13 protein-coding genes are annotated in these 17070 nt (G+C 52.7%); 9 read left to right on the forward strand and 4 right to left on the reverse strand.

Features of this window, described 5'->3' with window-relative positions; translation table 11 throughout:
• The first annotated feature begins 296 nt into the window (after window positions 1–296).
• The 9 genes from gltB to C1192_RS13855 all read left to right on the forward strand — a co-directional run bounded on the left by gltB (window position 297) and on the right by C1192_RS13855 (window position 13374).
• Window positions 297–4757, forward strand: a complete 4461-nt coding sequence (gene gltB, locus C1192_RS13815) for a glutamate synthase large subunit (protein WP_052462995.1) — start codon at window positions 297–299, stop codon at window positions 4755–4757.
• 12 nt (window positions 4758–4769) lie between these two features.
• Window positions 4770–6188 (forward strand): glutamate synthase subunit GltD, encoded by a 1419-nt coding sequence (gene gltD / locus C1192_RS13820; RefSeq protein ID WP_000081688.1) that lies wholly within the window; start codon window positions 4770–4772, stop codon window positions 6186–6188.
• A 710-nt stretch (window positions 6189–6898) separates the two neighbouring features.
• The gene (locus C1192_RS13825) at window positions 6899–7462 is read left to right on the forward strand and encodes a fimbrial protein (RefSeq protein WP_000737522.1); all 564 of its coding nucleotides are present in this window, start codon (window positions 6899–6901) and stop codon (window positions 7460–7462) included.
• 101 nt (window positions 7463–7563) lie between these two features.
• On the forward strand, window positions 7564–10191 hold the full coding sequence (locus C1192_RS13830; RefSeq protein ID WP_038354550.1) for an outer membrane usher protein: 2628 nt from the start codon (window positions 7564–7566) through the stop codon (window positions 10189–10191).
• 49 nt (window positions 10192–10240) lie between these two features.
• Complete coding sequence (locus C1192_RS13835; RefSeq protein WP_029329883.1) at window positions 10241–10984, forward strand: fimbria/pilus periplasmic chaperone; 744 nt, start codon at window positions 10241–10243, stop codon at window positions 10982–10984.
• 12 nt (window positions 10985–10996) lie between these two features.
• The gene (locus C1192_RS13840) at window positions 10997–11503 is read left to right on the forward strand and encodes a fimbrial protein (protein WP_001517174.1); all 507 of its coding nucleotides are present in this window, start codon (window positions 10997–10999) and stop codon (window positions 11501–11503) included.
• Window positions 11500–11973 carry a fimbrial protein gene (locus tag C1192_RS13845; protein ID WP_038354551.1) on the forward strand — a complete coding sequence of 158 codons (474 nt, stop codon included), beginning with the start codon at window positions 11500–11502 and terminating at the stop codon, window positions 11971–11973. The genes C1192_RS13840 and C1192_RS13845 overlap by 4 nt, the downstream gene beginning before the upstream one ends.
• Window positions 11974–11990: 17 nt before the next feature.
• Complete coding sequence (locus tag C1192_RS13850) at window positions 11991–12506, forward strand: fimbrial protein (protein ID WP_038354560.1); 516 nt, start codon at window positions 11991–11993, stop codon at window positions 12504–12506.
• A gap of 1 nt (window position 12507) precedes the next feature.
• The gene (locus tag C1192_RS13855; RefSeq protein ID WP_038354561.1) at window positions 12508–13374 is read left to right on the forward strand and encodes a StfH/YfcO family fimbrial adhesin; all 867 of its coding nucleotides are present in this window, start codon (window positions 12508–12510) and stop codon (window positions 13372–13374) included.
• An 83-nt stretch (window positions 13375–13457) separates the two neighbouring features.
• Here C1192_RS13855 and nanQ read toward each other — a convergent pair whose 3' ends face one another.
• Genes nanQ through nanT form a run of 4 tightly spaced genes read right to left on the reverse strand, consistent with a single transcriptional unit; the run spans window position 13458 to window position 17014 of the window.
• Window positions 13458–13919, reverse strand: coding sequence for an N-acetylneuraminate anomerase (gene nanQ, locus C1192_RS13860; protein WP_001517178.1), 462 nt, complete (start codon window positions 13917–13919; stop codon window positions 13458–13460).
• Entirely contained in the window at window positions 13916–14791 is an 876-nt protein-coding gene (gene nanK / locus C1192_RS13865; RefSeq protein WP_038354552.1) for an N-acetylmannosamine kinase, read from the reverse strand. Before nanK ends, nanQ begins: the two co-directional genes overlap by 4 nt.
• Window positions 14788–15477, reverse strand: a complete 690-nt coding sequence (locus tag C1192_RS13870) for an N-acetylmannosamine-6-phosphate 2-epimerase (RefSeq protein WP_038354553.1) — start codon at window positions 15475–15477, stop codon at window positions 14788–14790. Before C1192_RS13870 ends, nanK begins: the two co-directional genes overlap by 4 nt.
• 46 nt (window positions 15478–15523) lie before the next feature.
• Window positions 15524–17014, reverse strand: a complete 1491-nt coding sequence (gene nanT, locus C1192_RS13875; RefSeq protein ID WP_038354554.1) for a sialic acid transporter NanT — start codon at window positions 17012–17014, stop codon at window positions 15524–15526.
• Between the last annotated feature and the right edge of the window lie 56 nt (window positions 17015–17070).

Consider the following 17070-nt stretch of genomic DNA (forward strand, 5'->3'; position numbering starts at 1 on the left):
ATATTTTTGCGCTAAAGCACATTTCTATACCAATAAGCTTGCCATTTGACCTGTGTCGCCTTTACCGATAAGTTGGAAATCCGCTGGAAGCTTTCTGGATGAGCAGCCTGCTCATCATATTTATGCAGTAATTGAGATCCCCTCTTCACCGTATTAACCGATGCGAAAAGGACAAAAAAAGGGGGCGAATGCGAGGTAAGCGTATGAAACGCAACCCCCGTCGCCACGCTCTTTCTGTGCCCGTGCGTTACGGTTCGGAAGTGGGGTTCCCGCAGAGCCTGGGGGAGGTTCACGATATGTTGTACGATAAATCCCTTGAGAGGGACAACTGTGGTTTCGGCCTGATCGCCCACATAGAAGGCGAACCTAGCCACAAGGTAGTGCGTACGGCAATACACGCACTGGCCCGCATGCAGCACCGTGGCGCGATTCTCGCTGATGGTAAAACCGGCGACGGTTGCGGCTTGCTGTTACAAAAACCGGATCGCTTTTTTCGCATCGTTGCGCAAGAACGCGGCTGGCGTTTAGCGAAAAACTACGCCGTCGGGATGATCTTTCTGAATAAAGATCCCGAACTCGCCGCTGCCGCACGCCGCATCATTGAAGAAGAGCTGCAACGCGAAACATTGTCGATTGTGGGCTGGCGTGATGTCCCCACCAACGAAGGCGTACTGGGTGAAATTGCCCTCTCCTCTCTGCCACGCATTGAGCAAATTTTCGTTAACGCTCCGGCTGGCTGGCGTCCGCGCGATATGGAGCGCCGTCTGTTTATCGCCCGTCGCCGCATTGAGAAACGTCTCGAATCCGATAAAGACTTCTACATCTGTAGCCTGTCGAATCTGGTCAACATCTATAAAGGTCTGTGTATGCCGGCGGATTTGCCGCGCTTTTACCTGGATCTTGCGGATCTGCGTCTGGAATCAGCTATCTGCCTGTTCCATCAACGCTTCTCCACCAACACCGTGCCGCGCTGGCCACTGGCGCAGCCATTCCGTTACCTCGCACATAACGGTGAAATCAACACCATCACCGGTAACCGTCAGTGGGCGCGTGCCCGTACTTATAAATTCCAGACGCCGCTAATCCCCGATTTACACGACGCAGCACCGTTTGTGAACGAAACCGGCTCCGACTCCAGCTCGATGGATAACATGCTGGAACTGCTGCTGGCGGGTGGGATGGATATCATCCGCGCCATGCGTCTGTTAGTGCCACCTGCCTGGCAGAACAACCCGGATATGGACCCGGAACTGCGCGCGTTCTTCGACTTTAACTCCATGCATATGGAGCCGTGGGATGGCCCGGCGGGCATCGTGATGTCCGACGGTCGTTTCGCCGCCTGTAACCTCGACCGTAACGGTCTGCGTCCGGCACGCTACGTCATCACCAAAGATAAGTTGATCACCTGCGCCTCTGAAGTCGGCATCTGGGATTATCAGCCTGATGAAGTGGTGGAAAAAGGCCGCGTCGGGCCAGGTGAGCTGATGGTGATCGACACTCGCAGTGGGCGTATTCTGCACTCGGCGGAAACCGATGATGACCTGAAAAGCCGCCATCCGTACAAAGAGTGGATGGCGAAAAACGTCCGCCGTCTGGTGCCGTTTGAAGACTTGCCTGATGAAGAAGTGGGGAGTCGCGAACTGGACGACGACACGCTTGCCAGCTACCAGAAACAGTTTAACTACAGCGCGGAAGAGTTGGATTCCGTGATCCGCGTACTGGGCGAAAACGGCCAGGAAGCCGTCGGTTCGATGGGCGACGACACCCCATTCGCCGTGCTCTCCAGCCAGCCGCGTATTATTTACGACTACTTCCGTCAGCAATTTGCCCAGGTGACTAACCCGCCAATCGACCCCCTGCGTGAAGCGCATGTCATGTCGCTCGCCACCAGCATCGGTCGTGAAATGAACGTCTTCTGCGAAGCAGAAGGCCAGGCGCACCGCTTAAGCTTTAAATCGCCAATTCTGCTCTACTCCGATTTCAAACAGCTCACGACCATGAAAGAGGAGCACTATCGCGCAGATACGCTGGATATCACCTTTGACGTTAGCAAAACCACGCTTGAAGCGACGGTTAAAGAGCTGTGCGATAAAGCCGAAAAAATGGTACGTAGCGGCACCGTGCTACTGGTACTTTCAGACCGAAATATCGGTAAAGATCGCCTGCCAGTTCCGGCTCCGATGGCGGTTGGCGCGATCCAGACCCGTCTGGTCGATCAAAGCCTGCGTTGCGATGCCAACATCATCGTCGAAACCGCCAGCGCCCGCGATCCGCACCACTTCGCTGTGCTGCTGGGCTTCGGTGCAACCGCCATTTATCCGTACCTTGCCTATGAAACGCTGGGACGCTTAATCGACACCCATGCGATTGCCAAAGACTATCGTACCGTGATGCTGAACTACCGTAACGGCATCAACAAAGGCTTGTACAAAATCATGTCCAAAATGGGCATCTCCACCATCGCCTCTTACCGCTGCTCGAAACTGTTCGAAGCAGTCGGTCTGCACGATGACGTGATGAGCCTGTGCTTCCAGGGCGCAGTCAGCCGCATTGGCGGCGCGAGCTTTGAAGATTTCCAGCAGGATCTGCTGAATCTTTCAAAACGTGCCTGGCTGGCGCGTAAACCCATCAGCCAGGGCGGCTTGTTAAAATACGTGCATGGCGGCGAATACCACGCCTACAACCCGGACGTCGTGCGCATACTACAACAGGCAGTTCAGAGTGGCGAGTACAGCGACTATCAGGAATACGCGAAGCTGGTTAACGAGCGTCCGGCAACGACACTGCGCGATCTGCTGGCGATTACTCCGGGTGATGATGCGGTCAACATTGCTGATGTTGAACCAGCCAGTGAACTGTTTAAACGCTTCGATACCGCAGCGATGTCTATCGGCGCATTAAGCCCGGAAGCCCACGAAGCGCTGGCGGAAGCGATGAACAGCATCGGCGGTAACTCTAACTCCGGGGAAGGCGGTGAAGATCCGGCGCGTTACGGCACCAATAAAGTCTCACGTATCAAACAAGTCGCTTCTGGCCGCTTCGGCGTAACCCCGGCGTATCTGGTTAACGCCGACGTGATTCAGATTAAAGTCGCTCAGGGCGCGAAACCGGGCGAAGGTGGTCAGTTACCTGGCGATAAAGTCACGCCGTATATCGCCAAACTGCGCTACTCCGTGCCGGGCGTAACGCTGCTCTCCCCGCCGCCACACCACGATATCTACTCTATCGAGGATTTAGCGCAGCTTATTTTCGACCTGAAACAGGTTAACCCGAAAGCGATGATCTCCGTCAAACTGGTTTCTGAACCAGGCGTCGGGACTATCGCAACCGGCGTTGCGAAAGCGTATGCCGATTTAATCACCATCGCGGGCTATGACGGCGGCACCGGCGCAAGCCCGCTCTCCTCGGTGAAATACGCAGGCTGCCCGTGGGAACTGGGCCTAGTGGAAACTCAGCAGGCACTGGTGGCTAACGGCCTGCGCCATAAAATTCGTTTGCAGGTTGATGGCGGCCTGAAAACAGGTGTTGATATCATCAAAGCGGCAATTCTCGGCGCGGAAAGCTTTGGCTTTGGCACCGGTCCGATGGTGGCGCTGGGTTGTAAATACCTGCGTATTTGCCACCTGAACAACTGCGCCACCGGCGTAGCAACTCAGGACGAAAAACTGCGTAAGAATCACTATCACGGCTTACCGTTCAAAGTGACTAACTACTTTGAGTTTATCGCCCGTGAAACCCGCGAGCTGATGGCGCAACTGGGTGTAACACGTCTGGTCGATCTGATTGGTCGTACCGACCTGCTCAAAGAACTGGACGGCTACACAGCAAAACAACAGAAACTGGAGCTGTCTCGCCTGCTGGAGACCGCCGAGCCACATCCGGGTAAAGCGCTCTATTGCACTGAGAAAAACCCACCGTTTGATAACGGCATACTCAACGCGCAGTTGCTGCAACAGGCGAAACCGTTTGTCGATGAGCGCCAGAGCAAAACCTTCTGGTTCGATATTCGCAACACCGACCGTTCCGTGGGCGCATCACTCTCTGGCTACATCGCGCAAACACACGGCGATCAGGGGCTGGCAGCCGATCCTATCAAAGCGTACTTCAACGGCACCGCGGGTCAGAGCTTCGGCGTGTGGAACGCAGGCGGCGTGGAGCTGTATCTGACTGGCGATGCTAACGACTATGTTGGTAAAGGCATGGCAGGCGGCTTAATCGCCATTCGTCCACCCGTGGGTTCAGCCTTCCGCAGCCATGAGGCGAGCATTATCGGCAACACCTGCCTGTATGGCGCGACCGGTGGTCGTCTGTATGCCGCAGGCCGTGCAGGAGAACGTTTCGGTGTGCGTAACTCTGGTGCTATCACTGTGGTAGAAGGCATTGGCGACAACGGTTGTGAATATATGACCGGCGGTATCGTCTGTATTCTGGGTAAAACCGGCGTTAACTTTGGCGCAGGCATGACCGGGGGCTTCGCTTACGTTCTCGACGAAAGTGGTGATTTCCGCAAACGCGTTAACCCGGAACTGGTGGAAGTGTTAAGCGTTGACTCCCTGGCAATCCATGAAGAGCATCTGCGTGGTCTTATCACCGAGCATGTGCAACACACCGGTTCCCAGCGTGGTGAAGAGATCCTGGCTAACTGGTCAACCTTCGCCAGCAAATTCGCGCTGGTTAAACCGAAGTCCAGTGATGTAAAAGCACTGCTGGGTCACCGTAGTCGTAGTGCAGCAGAGTTGCGCGTGCAGGCGCAGTAAGGGGTAGCAACAATGAGTCAGAATGTTTATCAATTTATCGACCTGCAGCGCGTTGATCCGCCAAAGAAACCGCTGAAGATCCGCAAAATTGAGTTCGTCGAAATTTACGAGCCGTTTTCCGAAGGCCAGGCCAAAGCGCAGGCTGACCGCTGCCTGTCGTGTGGCAACCCATACTGCGAATGGAAATGCCCGGTACACAACTACATCCCGAACTGGCTGAAGCTCGCCAACGAGGGGCGGATTTTTGAAGCGGCAGAACTGTCGCATCAAACTAATACCCTGCCGGAAGTGTGTGGACGCGTCTGCCCACAGGATCGCCTGTGCGAAGGCTCCTGCACCCTGAATGATGAATTTGGCGCGGTGACCATCGGTAACATTGAACGCTATATCAATGATAAAGCGTTCGAAATGGGCTGGCGTCCGGATATGTCTGGCGTAAAACAGACCGGTAAAAAAGTGGCGATTATCGGCGCAGGTCCGGCGGGGCTGGCGTGTGCGGATGTGTTAACGCGCAACGGTGTGAAAGCTGTCGTCTTCGACCGTCATCCGGAAATCGGCGGTCTGCTGACCTTTGGCATTCCGGCCTTCAAGCTGGAAAAAGAGGTGATGACGCGCCGCCGTGAAATCTTCACCGGCATGGGCATTGAGTTCCAACTCAATACCGAAGTGGGTCGTGACGTACAACTGGACGATCTACTGAACGATTACGATGCAGTGTTCCTCGGTGTCGGGACCTATCAGTCAATGCGCGGTGGACTGGAAAACGAAGACGCCGACGGCGTGTACGCGGCGCTGCCGTTCCTCATCGCCAACACCAAACAGTTAATGGGCTTTGGCGAAACCAATGAAGAACCGTTCGTCAGCATGGAAGGCAAACGCGTAGTGGTACTTGGCGGCGGCGACACCGCGATGGACTGCGTGCGCACTTCCGTGCGCCAGGGAGCGAAGCACGTCACCTGTGCCTATCGTCGTGATGAAGAGAACATGCCGGGTTCCCGTCGCGAAGTGAAAAACGCGCGGGAAGAAGGTGTGGAGTTCAAATTCAACGTCCAGCCGCTGGGTATTGAAGTAAATGGCAACGGCAAAGTCAGCGGCGTGAAAATGGTGCGTACCGAAATGGGCGAACCCGATGCTAAAGGCCGTCGCCGCGCGGAGATTGTCGCAGGCTCTGAACATATCATTCCGGCAGATGCGGTGATCATGGCGTTTGGTTTCCGTCCACACAGCATGGAATGGCTGGCACAACACAGCGTCGAACTGGATCCCCAGGGCCGCATTATCGCTCCAGAGCGAAGCGACAACGCCTTCCAGACCAGCAACCCGAAAATCTTCGCCGGTGGTGACATTGTGCGAGGTTCAGACCTGGTGGTAACGGCAATTGCCGAAGGCCGCAAAGCTGCTGACGGGATCATGAACTGGCTGGAAGTATAACAAAAACCTCTCACGGCTCTATCATCATCCGTTTTATCTGGCCGGTGATAGGGCTGAAGCCCTCCCCCGAAACATCTCTCTCCTGAAAATTACACTCTGTGTCTGAAAGTATTTCCCCCCTGACAATAAATTTGAATATCTCACTTAATAAATGGAGTCGTAATAAATACAGTGGTAAAAAATCATTAATTAAACCTAATTAAAAAACATCATTATTGATAAAACAATTCACAGCGTGAATGTTATTCTCATTAATTTTTAATAAAATATTAATGCCAACATATTCAAAGTAGAAATAAATAGTATAGATTACATTAAAATGCAAAATAGCCGTTCGGTTTTTAAGCGAAAAAAGCATCTATCTCCCAACAATTAAGAATACCCTTACGACAAATTAAATTCACAACATGAATAACATATATTAAATCATTAATCAGGTACTAATCTGATAATCAACCACAAAAAAAGATTTACCATAATATTAAATAACGCCGTAGACTTTCCGCATTAATATTTACCTCGGGTAAATTATTTATGCGTGGGTTATTCAACAAAAAAGTCAGCAAACAATATTTTATTTAGACCCAAATACAAAAATAAATAATATATTTATTAATAGCCCCTATAAAAATTTAAAGCGCAAGCACGGCTCTCACGTTAACTGTTAACGGAAAACAGTGCTTATTCACATTTAAATTTAAGGACAAATAATGAAAAAGTTAGTAAAAGCTGCACTGGCAACGGCGATGGTTATGGGATTTTCATCTTATGCAAATGCGGTGGGCAGCAATACCGGCACAGTCAATTTTATCGGTACGATTGAAGACTCTCCGTGCTCCATTGTAGTGGGTGACGAACATCAGACCGTTAACCTCGGCCATATCGGTACAGGTTCTCTGACTGGTGGCAAATCCTCCACGGCTGTGCCGTTCAAAATCCGTATGGAACACTGCGTATTCACCACTGAAACCAAAATGTCCACGGTGTTCAGCGCAGCAGGTAACGAATCAACTGCCAACCCGGGCAACCTGGCTCTGATGGGGTCCAGCGGTGAAATGAAAGGGGCCAGCATTGTTATCGGAACCAGCAAAGGTGCAGCACTCAAACTGGGTACTGCGTCAGAAACCAAACTGCAGATGGATGGAAACACACCGGCCAAAGGCCTGCCTAACCAGGAAGTCGATTTCAGCGCATGGGTGAAAGGCGACGCAACTGGCACAATTGATATTGGCGAATTCAATAGCCAGGTTAATTTCCAGATTAGCTACCTGTAATTTACCCGCTGTAATAAGTGCAATGCCCTGAACAAGGAATGTCAGGGCATTAATAAAAATTAAAAACACTCATTATTGTTATTATCAGGACGGTTTATCTGATGCAACACCATGCCCCTTTCCGCTTACGAATATTAAGTCTGGCAATCATGATGACGCTGACCGGTCTCTCCGGGAAAAGCAATGCAGAAGAGGCTGTTGAATTTAACACCCAATTTCTTGACGTAAAGAATGGGACAAAAATTGATTTAGGAAAATTCTCCCGAAAAGGTTATGTCCTTCCGGGAAATTACAACTTGCAGGTTGTCGTAAATAAATATCCTCTGGCCGAGGAGAATGACATTCATTGGTATCCTAAAGAGGATGACCCGAGTAACAGCTTCCCTTGTCTTTCTCCCGATATCATATCAAAGCTGGGACTAAAACCAGAATTAGTCGAAACATTACAATGGATTAAAGACGGCCAATGCCTGCAACCGGGCCAGATTGAAGGCATGGTAATACAGGCAAATTTAAGTCAGTCCCAGCTTGAGGTGACGATCCCCCAGGCCTGGCTGGAATATACCGACGCAGAATGGGATCCGCCCTCGCGCTGGGATGAAGGTATTCCCGGGTTGATATTCGATTACAACATGAATGCTCAGGTTCGCCATCAGCAGAATGATGGCGTCGATGAACATGACATCACGGCGAATGGTACTGTTGGCGGTAACCTGGGCGCATGGCGCTTACGTGCTGACTGGCAGGCCAGTTATCTGAATACCAGCGACAGTGAAGGGCAAGATCTGCGTGACTGGGAATGGAGCCGCTATTACGCATGGCGTGCATTACCCGGCCTTGGGGCAAAACTGACGCTCGGTGAAGACGCTCTTGCCTCGAATATCTTCGACACCTTTAACTACCTCGGTGCCAGCGTACAAACCGATGATCAAATGCTTCCGCCAAACCTGCGTGGCTATGCACCGGACATCTCTGGCGTCGCGCGTACCAATGCGAAAGTCACCGTAACGCAGCAAGGTCGCGTTATTTATGAGTCACAGGTTCCTGCTGGCCCATTCCATATTCAGGATATCAACGAAGCCGTATCCGGCGATTTACATGTCCGCATTGAAGAGCAAAGCGGCCAGGTTCAGGAATATGACGTCAGTACCGCCTCCATTCCCTTTTTAACCCGCCAGGGCATGGTGCGTTACAAAGGCACGGTGGGGCGTCCACAGGACTGGAACCATCACGCTGAAGGTAACGCGTTTGCCGCTGGTGAAGCATCATGGGGCTTTGCCAATAACTGGTCGCTGTACGGCGGTGCTGTGGGTGAAGAACATTATCAGGCCGTCGCCATTGGTATCGGCCGCGATATGGCGGTACTGGGAGCACTCGCCCTTGACGTCACCCATTCACGAACTCAACTCCCGGAAGCGGGCGAATATGGACACGGTACTCTCCAGGGGAACTCCTATCGCATCAGCTACGCCAAAGATTTTGATCAGTTAAACAGCCGCTTTACCTTTGCCGGTTATCGGTTTTCCGAAGAAAACTACATGACGATGAGCGAATATCTCGATGCGCTGCATGATGACAACGTCCGTGCAGGCCACGATAAAGAGATGTACACCGTCAGCTATAGCCAGAATTTTAGCGACCCCGCGCTCAACGTTTACCTGACCTGGAACCGCCGGACATATTGGGACAGAGGAGACCAGAACAACTACAACCTCATGGTCTCTCACTATTTTGATATCGGTTCAATGAAGAATATGAGCCTCTCTCTGACCGCTTATCGCAGTGAATATGACAATGAATCCGACGATGGTGTCTATGTTTCACTGATGATCCCCTGGGGCAACGATAAGTCCATCAGCTACAACGGCATGTTTAGCGACGACGACAATTCCAGCCAGGTCAGTTATTACCAGCGCCTGAACGATCGCAGCAACTATCAATTAAGTCTGGGCCAGTCCGGCAATAACACCCGGGCTGAAGGGTTCTACAGCCATGAAGGGAGTTATGCGGACGTGGACGTCAGCGCAAACTATCAGGAAGGCGATTACACCTCTGCGGGCCTGACGATGCGTGGCGGCGCAACGTTAACCGCAAAAGGTGGGGCATTGCACCGCACGAATCTCTCTGGCGGCAGCCGTATTCTGGTCGATACCGGCGGCGTCGCTGATGTCCCCATCGGCGGCTACAACTCTCCGGTCTATTCCAATAGGTTCGGTAAGGCCGTTCTGACGGACGTCAGTGACTATTATCGCAACAAAATTCGCATTGATATCAATCAATTGCCTGAAAATGCCGAGGCAACGCAATCCACTGTGCAGGCCACTCTTACTGAAGGAGCGATTGGCTATCGCGAATTTGGCGTGATCAGCGGTGAAAAAGCGATGGCCGTTCTGCGCATGGAAAATGGCGACTATCCCCCCTTTGGCGCGGAAGTTAAAAACAGCCACCAGCAGCAAATCGGCTTGGTTGATGACGACGGGCATGTCTATCTCGCTGGCGTAAAAGCGGGTGAAAACTTACAGGTTTACTGGTCAGACGAAAAACAGTGTGACGTCTCATTGCCTGACCCGTTACCGAAAAACCTATTTAGTGGTTTGTTATTGCCGTGTCAGTTAGCCAACCCGGATAAACCGCGCCCTGCCATGGAGATAAAACCGATTATCCAGGAGCAGACACAGCGCATTACGCCGTCGGCTAAACCAGAAGCATTATCAGACAACGCCTATTAATTATTCAGGAACAGGGAACATGGTAAATAACAACATTTACGCACCAGGGATGTGGAAGACGAATATTTCTTGTCTGAGCGCAATTCTCTTTTTTACCTCCTGCGCGCAGGCCGCCATTGCGCCAGACCGCACGCGTCTGGTCTATAAAGGCGGCGAGAAATCGATCAGCGTGACGCTCAAAAATGACAGCCAAACCCTGCCCTATTTAGCGCAGACGTGGGTTGAAAACGAAAAAGGCGAGAAAATCACCTCGCCACTGGCTGTTCTGCCGCCCGTGCAGCGCATTGAGGCGAAAACGGAAGGGCAGGTCAAAGTGCAGGGGATGCCTGACATTAGCACCTTAGCGCAGGATAAAGAGACGCTGTTTTACTTTAATGTGCGAGAAATTCCGCCGAAAAGCGATAAACCCAATTCGCTGCAAATTGCGCTGCAAACGCGTATCAAACTGTTCTATCGCCCCGCCGCGCTAGCCAAAAAGGTCGATCCTGAGCATCCCTGGCAACATCAGGTCACTCTGAGTCGCCAGGGAGATCATTACCTGGTCAAAAACCCAACCAGTTATTACGTCATTATCAGCTCCGCCAGCACACAGAAAGGCGGTCAGCCCATCACAGGCTTTGAACCGCTGGTGATGCCTCCCGCAACCAGTCAGGAGATGAAAGGCCGCGCATCCGATCTGGGAAGTGCGCCGGTACTGACGTATGTCAACGACTACGGCGGACGACTGCCTCTCTATTTCCAGTGCAGCGGCGCAGAGTGCCATGTCGATGACGCCAGAAGCAGTAAAGGATAATTCGGAGGCTTAATGAGAAGGCGAAACAGTGCCCCACTTTCACTGTCATTGAGCGCTCTGATGCTACTGAGTGCATCGGTATGTGCAGGGAATAAAAGCGTAAAAATGACGTTACGTATCGCCGTCGACGCACCGCCACCTTGTACCGTCACCGGCGGAACGGTGAACTTTAACGATGTGCTCACCACCAAAATCGACGGCACAAACTATACCCAAACGGTGGGTTACAGCCTGAATTGTGATAAGCGAATTGTGGATGCACTGAAAATGCAGTTGCAGGGTACGGTTGTCACCATCAACGGCGAGTCGGTACTGAAAACGAATGTGGATGGGCTGGGAATACGGGTCCGTACGGTGAATGAACATACCCTCCTCGAGCCAGGGAGCACATCCTGGTTCCATTTTAATTTTTCAGGCAGCGGCCCGGCGCTGGAAGCAACGCCAGTAAAAAATTCAGCGACAACGCTCAGTTCAGGCGACTTTACCGCAGGGGCGACACTGGTGGTGGATTATCAATGAAAACAATCGGATGCGCGATACTTTTAGCCGCATGCAGCCTGTGTCATGCCGATAATCTGACCTTTATTGGCCACCTGGTGACGCCGCCTGTTTGCACCATCAGCAACAACGCCAGAATAGACGTCAATTTCCGTGATGTGATCATCACGCGAATCGATGGCAACAATTACAGGCAGCCGCTGGAGTACAAAATTACCTGCGACTCAAGCGTCCGCGATAATTCGATGGCAATGACCCTGACGCTAACAGGAGATGTCGTGGACTTTGACGACGCCGCCATCAAAACCAATACCGACGGATTAGGGATCAAAATCTGGGAAAACAGTAAGCCCTTTAAGCCCGGCAGCACCATTACTGTCGATGAGGCAAATTTGCCCGTTCTGGAAGCCGCACCCGTAAAAAGCGTCAGCGCAAACCTCAGCGAACAGAATTTCGAGGCTTGGGCGACGCTACGCGTGGATTACCAATAACAGCAGGGAGCAAAATGATGAAACGAATAGTATCGATGCTGTCGCTGTGCGGGATGTTAGCGGCGTCGGCTCATGCGGCGAACAACGTCCACTTCACGGGTAACCTGCTGGCGGGTTCCTGTTCGCCGGTCATTGTCGGAACCGCGATGGAAGAAATCATCTTTCCGCCTGCGGATGCGGCAGATTTACAGGCCAGCGGGCAGTCGGCGCGCGTGCCGGTGACGCTGAAACTGGCGAACTGTGAAAGTTCGCTACAAAACGTCAAGGTGACATTTTCCGGCACTGAAGACCCACTGTTGGCGGCGGGTTTCCTCGCGCTCACCCCGGGCTCACGCGCCAGCGGGGTCGGTATTGGGATTGAAACAAGTAACGGAACCGCCGTACCGGTTAATAGCACTGCGGGGGTGACATTCCCGCTTACCGCCCCGAATACCACGCTTAATTTCAATGCCTGGCTTCAGGTTGAACCCGGCGTCACGATTGTACCAGGCGAGTTCTCCGCCAGTATGACCGCCACTTTTGAGTATTTCTGATATGAAAAAAATATCTTCGTTTTTACTCTTTTTGTTATTAGCGATAGGATTTGCTAACAGCAGCATGGCCAAACCTAATCTCAAAGTCTCCTTCAACAGCCAGACGTTATATTATGGCATGGACGACGGCAGTCGCATCGGTCTGGTACTCCATATGACCATCCTGACACCAAATGGTCTGTTTACCGGTGAACTGAGACAATCCTCACTTGTGGCAGGTATCCCCTATCACCTGACCACCTGGAACCTCACCAGCGGGCCGGGCCCTCTTCCGCCGAATCCTACGATTACCATAACTGATTATGATAATACCAACGTCGATAAAGATCTTTGCGGCCCAATGCCGGATGGGTGGAATTGCGCCTGGTATAAAATTAACGTTGATACGGGTACAGACTCCTACGGCTGCCCATGGATAGCGAATATCTGGGCAACATCAGCAGGCATACACGGTATCTATAACGGCCCAGTCTCCCATGGTTCCATCTGCCCCACCGTTCCTGTGGCGTCATTTGATATTTCCTGGAGTAAAGATCGCGTCCAGAATGACATGTTACTCAAAATCGCTTCAACGGGGGGCGTCGTTCATGCCAACCTGCCGACCTATCTGATGGAAAGCGGCAAATTGTGTGATGGTAACCTGAATGATGCGCGTGGCAGCTACTGTCGTTATGTCAGTGAGATGACCAAATTAACGAGCCAGGGATGCACAAATGTCGAGGGTGGCAACAGTAACGTCACGGCGGTCGTCGCTGACAGTTCGCCTTACGACCAGACGCTAAGTAATATTGCGGTTGAAGTAAATACGGCGGGTACGGGGCAATTTACGACCGAGTGTTATTTTCAGTATCTGATGGAAGAGTTGTAGGTCGGGAATGTCGGGGTGTGATCGCGCTCCGCCCAAACCTGAGAAAGTAATAAGCCCGGTTCAGCCGGGCTAAAAGTATAGCGCTAAAGAATGTGGCGATTCACCTTCACCACCACCTTCTTAATCTCAGCAACGGACTCAACAATACACCCGGGCTTATGCGGTTCTCCCGGCATAAACACGGCGAACATCCCCGGTTTCATGATAATGGTTTGTTCATTCTCAATGGCGTTACAAAGCTGATAATCCTCTTCCACATGCAGCTCTTCGCACGCACGGGCGGAATCCGCGACACCGAAGTTAATCCGTTCTTCGCCACTCAGTAAAAGCTGAATATCAACATATTGCGTATGTAGTTCCGCTTTTTTACTCTCTGCGGGCTGAGTAGAAAATGTCATCACATTCATAAAGATATCATCGCCGCGCAGTTCATAACGACCTGGCGATTTCTCTTGTGGGCAGGCGGTTAACGCCAGCGTTAACGCATCCATCAATACCGGATGCAAACCGGCAGATGGTAATGACTGTACTTCACCCATCATCATAATTTTTCTCCCTGGGCCAACAACGCAGCCCCAAGTAAGCCTGCATCGTGGCGGTAGTGCGCCGCCAGTAACTCAACATGAAATGCCGCTGGCTCCTGCGCCAGATACGTTTCCACCAGCGCCAGATACCCTTCTGCCAACCCGACGCTGCCACCGACCACCACGCACTGGCAATCGGTCGTAGCTTTAACATCGGCAATCAGTCTTGCCAGCGCATGTGCGGAGCGGTGAATCAGTTGCTGTGCATGTTCGTCGCCCTGACCGGCGCGCGTAAAAATGGTTTTCGCATTCGCCCCCGCCAGCTCACCCTGCGCCGCAGCCGCAATGCCACGACCGGAAGCAATCGCTTCCACACAGCCGACACGTCCACAACCGCAGACTGGACCATGAGGATCAGCCAGCGTATGTCCAATATGCCCCGCCAGGCCGCCTGAGCCAGTAAGCAGTTTGCCGTCGCTGACTACCCCACCGCCAACACCAGTGGAAACAGTGATAAACACCATGTCGGTAATATCCCTCTCCTGCGCCTGATACTCTGCCCACGCTGCGGCCTGTGCGTCGTTAATGGCAATCGTCGGCAAGTCGGTAAGCTGTTCCAGCGTTTTGACTAGCGGAAAGTGCAGCAATCCGCCGAGATTATGTGGATTTAGCGCCAGCAGGCTGCCGTTGCGGATTATCCCGGTTGAAGCGATGGCCACCTGCTGCGCATGAGCTTGCAACGGTGCGACTAATGTGGCTAAGGCTTCACGCAATGCTTCCGGTGTCTGGCTGGCAGGCGTGGGGAGTTCACGGCGATCGCGGATCTGCCTGTCAGCACCAATCAGCGCGGCAGCAAGTTTAGTACCGCCGATATCAATCGCCAGTATGGTCATAGCACCGCCTTTTTCATCGCTGTGTTGTACCACTGGCAAATGTGCTCAAGACGCGTAATGGCTGAACCGACTGTCACCGCCCATGCGCCATGACGCATGGCATCTGCCGCCTGCGCTGGCGTGTTGTATCGCCCTTCGGCAATCACCCGACATCCGGCATCGCTCAACGTTTTCACCAGCGCCAGATCAGGCTCTTCCGGGGTTTCAGGCGTGGTATAGCCAGAAAGCGTCGTGCCAATAATCTCAGCACCCAGTTTTTGGCAAGCCAGGCCGTCTTCCGGCGTTGAGCAGTCGGTCATCGCCAGCAATCCGTGATGGTGAATACGTGCCAACAGTGTTTCAACAGGCACCGGACGCGGGCGATCGGTGCCATCAATCGCGATAATGTCCGCGCCCGCCTGTGCCAGCGCATCAACATCTTCAATGTAGGCGGTAATACGTACCGGCGAATCCTCCAGATCGCGTTTCACAATCCCGATAATCGGCACGCTCACTACCGCACGAGTGGCTTTCAGGTTTGCCACTCCTTCTATACGAATAGCAACCGCACCGGCCTGCTCTGCCGCTAATGCCATAGCTGCGATGATTTCGGGTTTATCGAGCGGGCTGTCAGGAACCGGCTGGCAGGAGACAATCAGGCCACCATTAGCGGCGATTTTTTGATCCAGTTGTGCAAGTAACGACATACTTCTTCCCTTCGCGAAAGGCCCGGTTCAGAACCGGGCTACAGGATTAACTTTTGGTTTTGACTAAATCATCTTTGGTGTTGCCAAACGGCACCGCACCGCTGAATGGTTTGCCGTCGATGGAGTCATGAGTACGCAATGCTTCCGGGCGCAACCAGCGCTGAACCCGGGAGGGCATATCCAGACCAATCAGCAGGATCACCACAAACGTCAGGCTGAACGAGAGCGATCCCAGAGCCGTCCCCAGGTCCAGGCGTTGAGCAATCAGCGCACCAATGATCGGTGCCAGTGCACCACCCAATGCACCAACGTTGTAGGTAAAGCCCAGTCCCGCCGCTCGCTGGTCGGTATCAAAATAACCGCCGATCAGTTTCGGCAAGATCCCGGAGATCCCCTGACCAAGCATTTGCTGGAAGAACAGTAACAGACCGAGTACCCAGACGTTTGCACCGCCAATCGCAAATACCGGAATAATCAGCAATTGCGAGGCCAGCAGGCTACAAACGTAGGCTTTGCGCGTTCCCAGCCAGTCACCGAGGAAGCCACCAACGCAGCAGCCAACTGCCGCACCAAAGCCACTAAAGAACAGGACATTGGCGACCGTATGTGGGTCATACGCCAAATCGGTTTTCAGATACGTCGGCAGCAGCGCCTGAATCGGCCATGAGTAAAGGAAAGCAAACAACACAACCACCATCAGCGTCACGCCCGTTGGCCAGCGCTTGCCCGTACTCTGAACCATAAAGCTAATAAAGATCGCAGCACATAACAGCCCGAGAACAGCGACGATTGCGGCATTTTGCAGGTTACCGGCAAAGCAGAACCACAGCGCAGTAGCCGCTGCCAGCGTCATCACAATATTGGCGATGCGATGTTCACCGCGATAAAGAATATCCACCATCGTGCGTACCGGCGCTTTACCTGCGTGCTTCTCTTTCCAGTCTTCCGCTTCCGGGATGTTTTTACGCAGCCAGAGAGCGAAGATGATGGGTAAAATGCCGATAAAGAACAGCGCACGCCAGCCCCAGACCGGAACCACCAGACTGTAAACCTGAGCGGCAACTACAGCCCCCACGGAGAAGCCTGAAATCAGAAAACCACTGGCTTTGTTGCGCAAGTGTTTTGGCCAGCTTTCAATCACATAAGTAGCGCTGGAGCCGTATTCACCCGCCATCCCCATACCGATCACCAGACGCGCGATAAACATAGTGATGTAGCCAGGCGCAAAGCCGCAAGCCAGTGTACCGGCAAAAAAGAGAACAATACTGGTGACCATTGCCAGTCGACGTCCGTAGCGGTCGCCCATAGCGCCAAGCATCAGGCCGCCGAACCAGCGAGAGATGAAGGCTGCGGAGATCAGGCTTGCTGCCTGTACCGTCGTCAGCCCAAACTCACCCTGTACTTCGGTAAGTACCAGGGCAATTAAAACGAAATCAAAACCATCAAGCAGGTATCCCAACCAGGCAGCGGAAAATGCCCGCCATTGTGCACGGTTGAGATGGCGATACCACGGGATATTCTGGATCGTTGTACTCATTGTGAGTCTCCCGCGGTGGGCGATGCCCACACGCTTTGGTATGAAAGTTGTAGGGT

The organism is Escherichia marmotae, assembly GCF_002900365.1.
In the GTDB taxonomy this organism is placed as follows: domain Bacteria; phylum Pseudomonadota; class Gammaproteobacteria; order Enterobacterales; family Enterobacteriaceae; genus Escherichia; species Escherichia marmotae.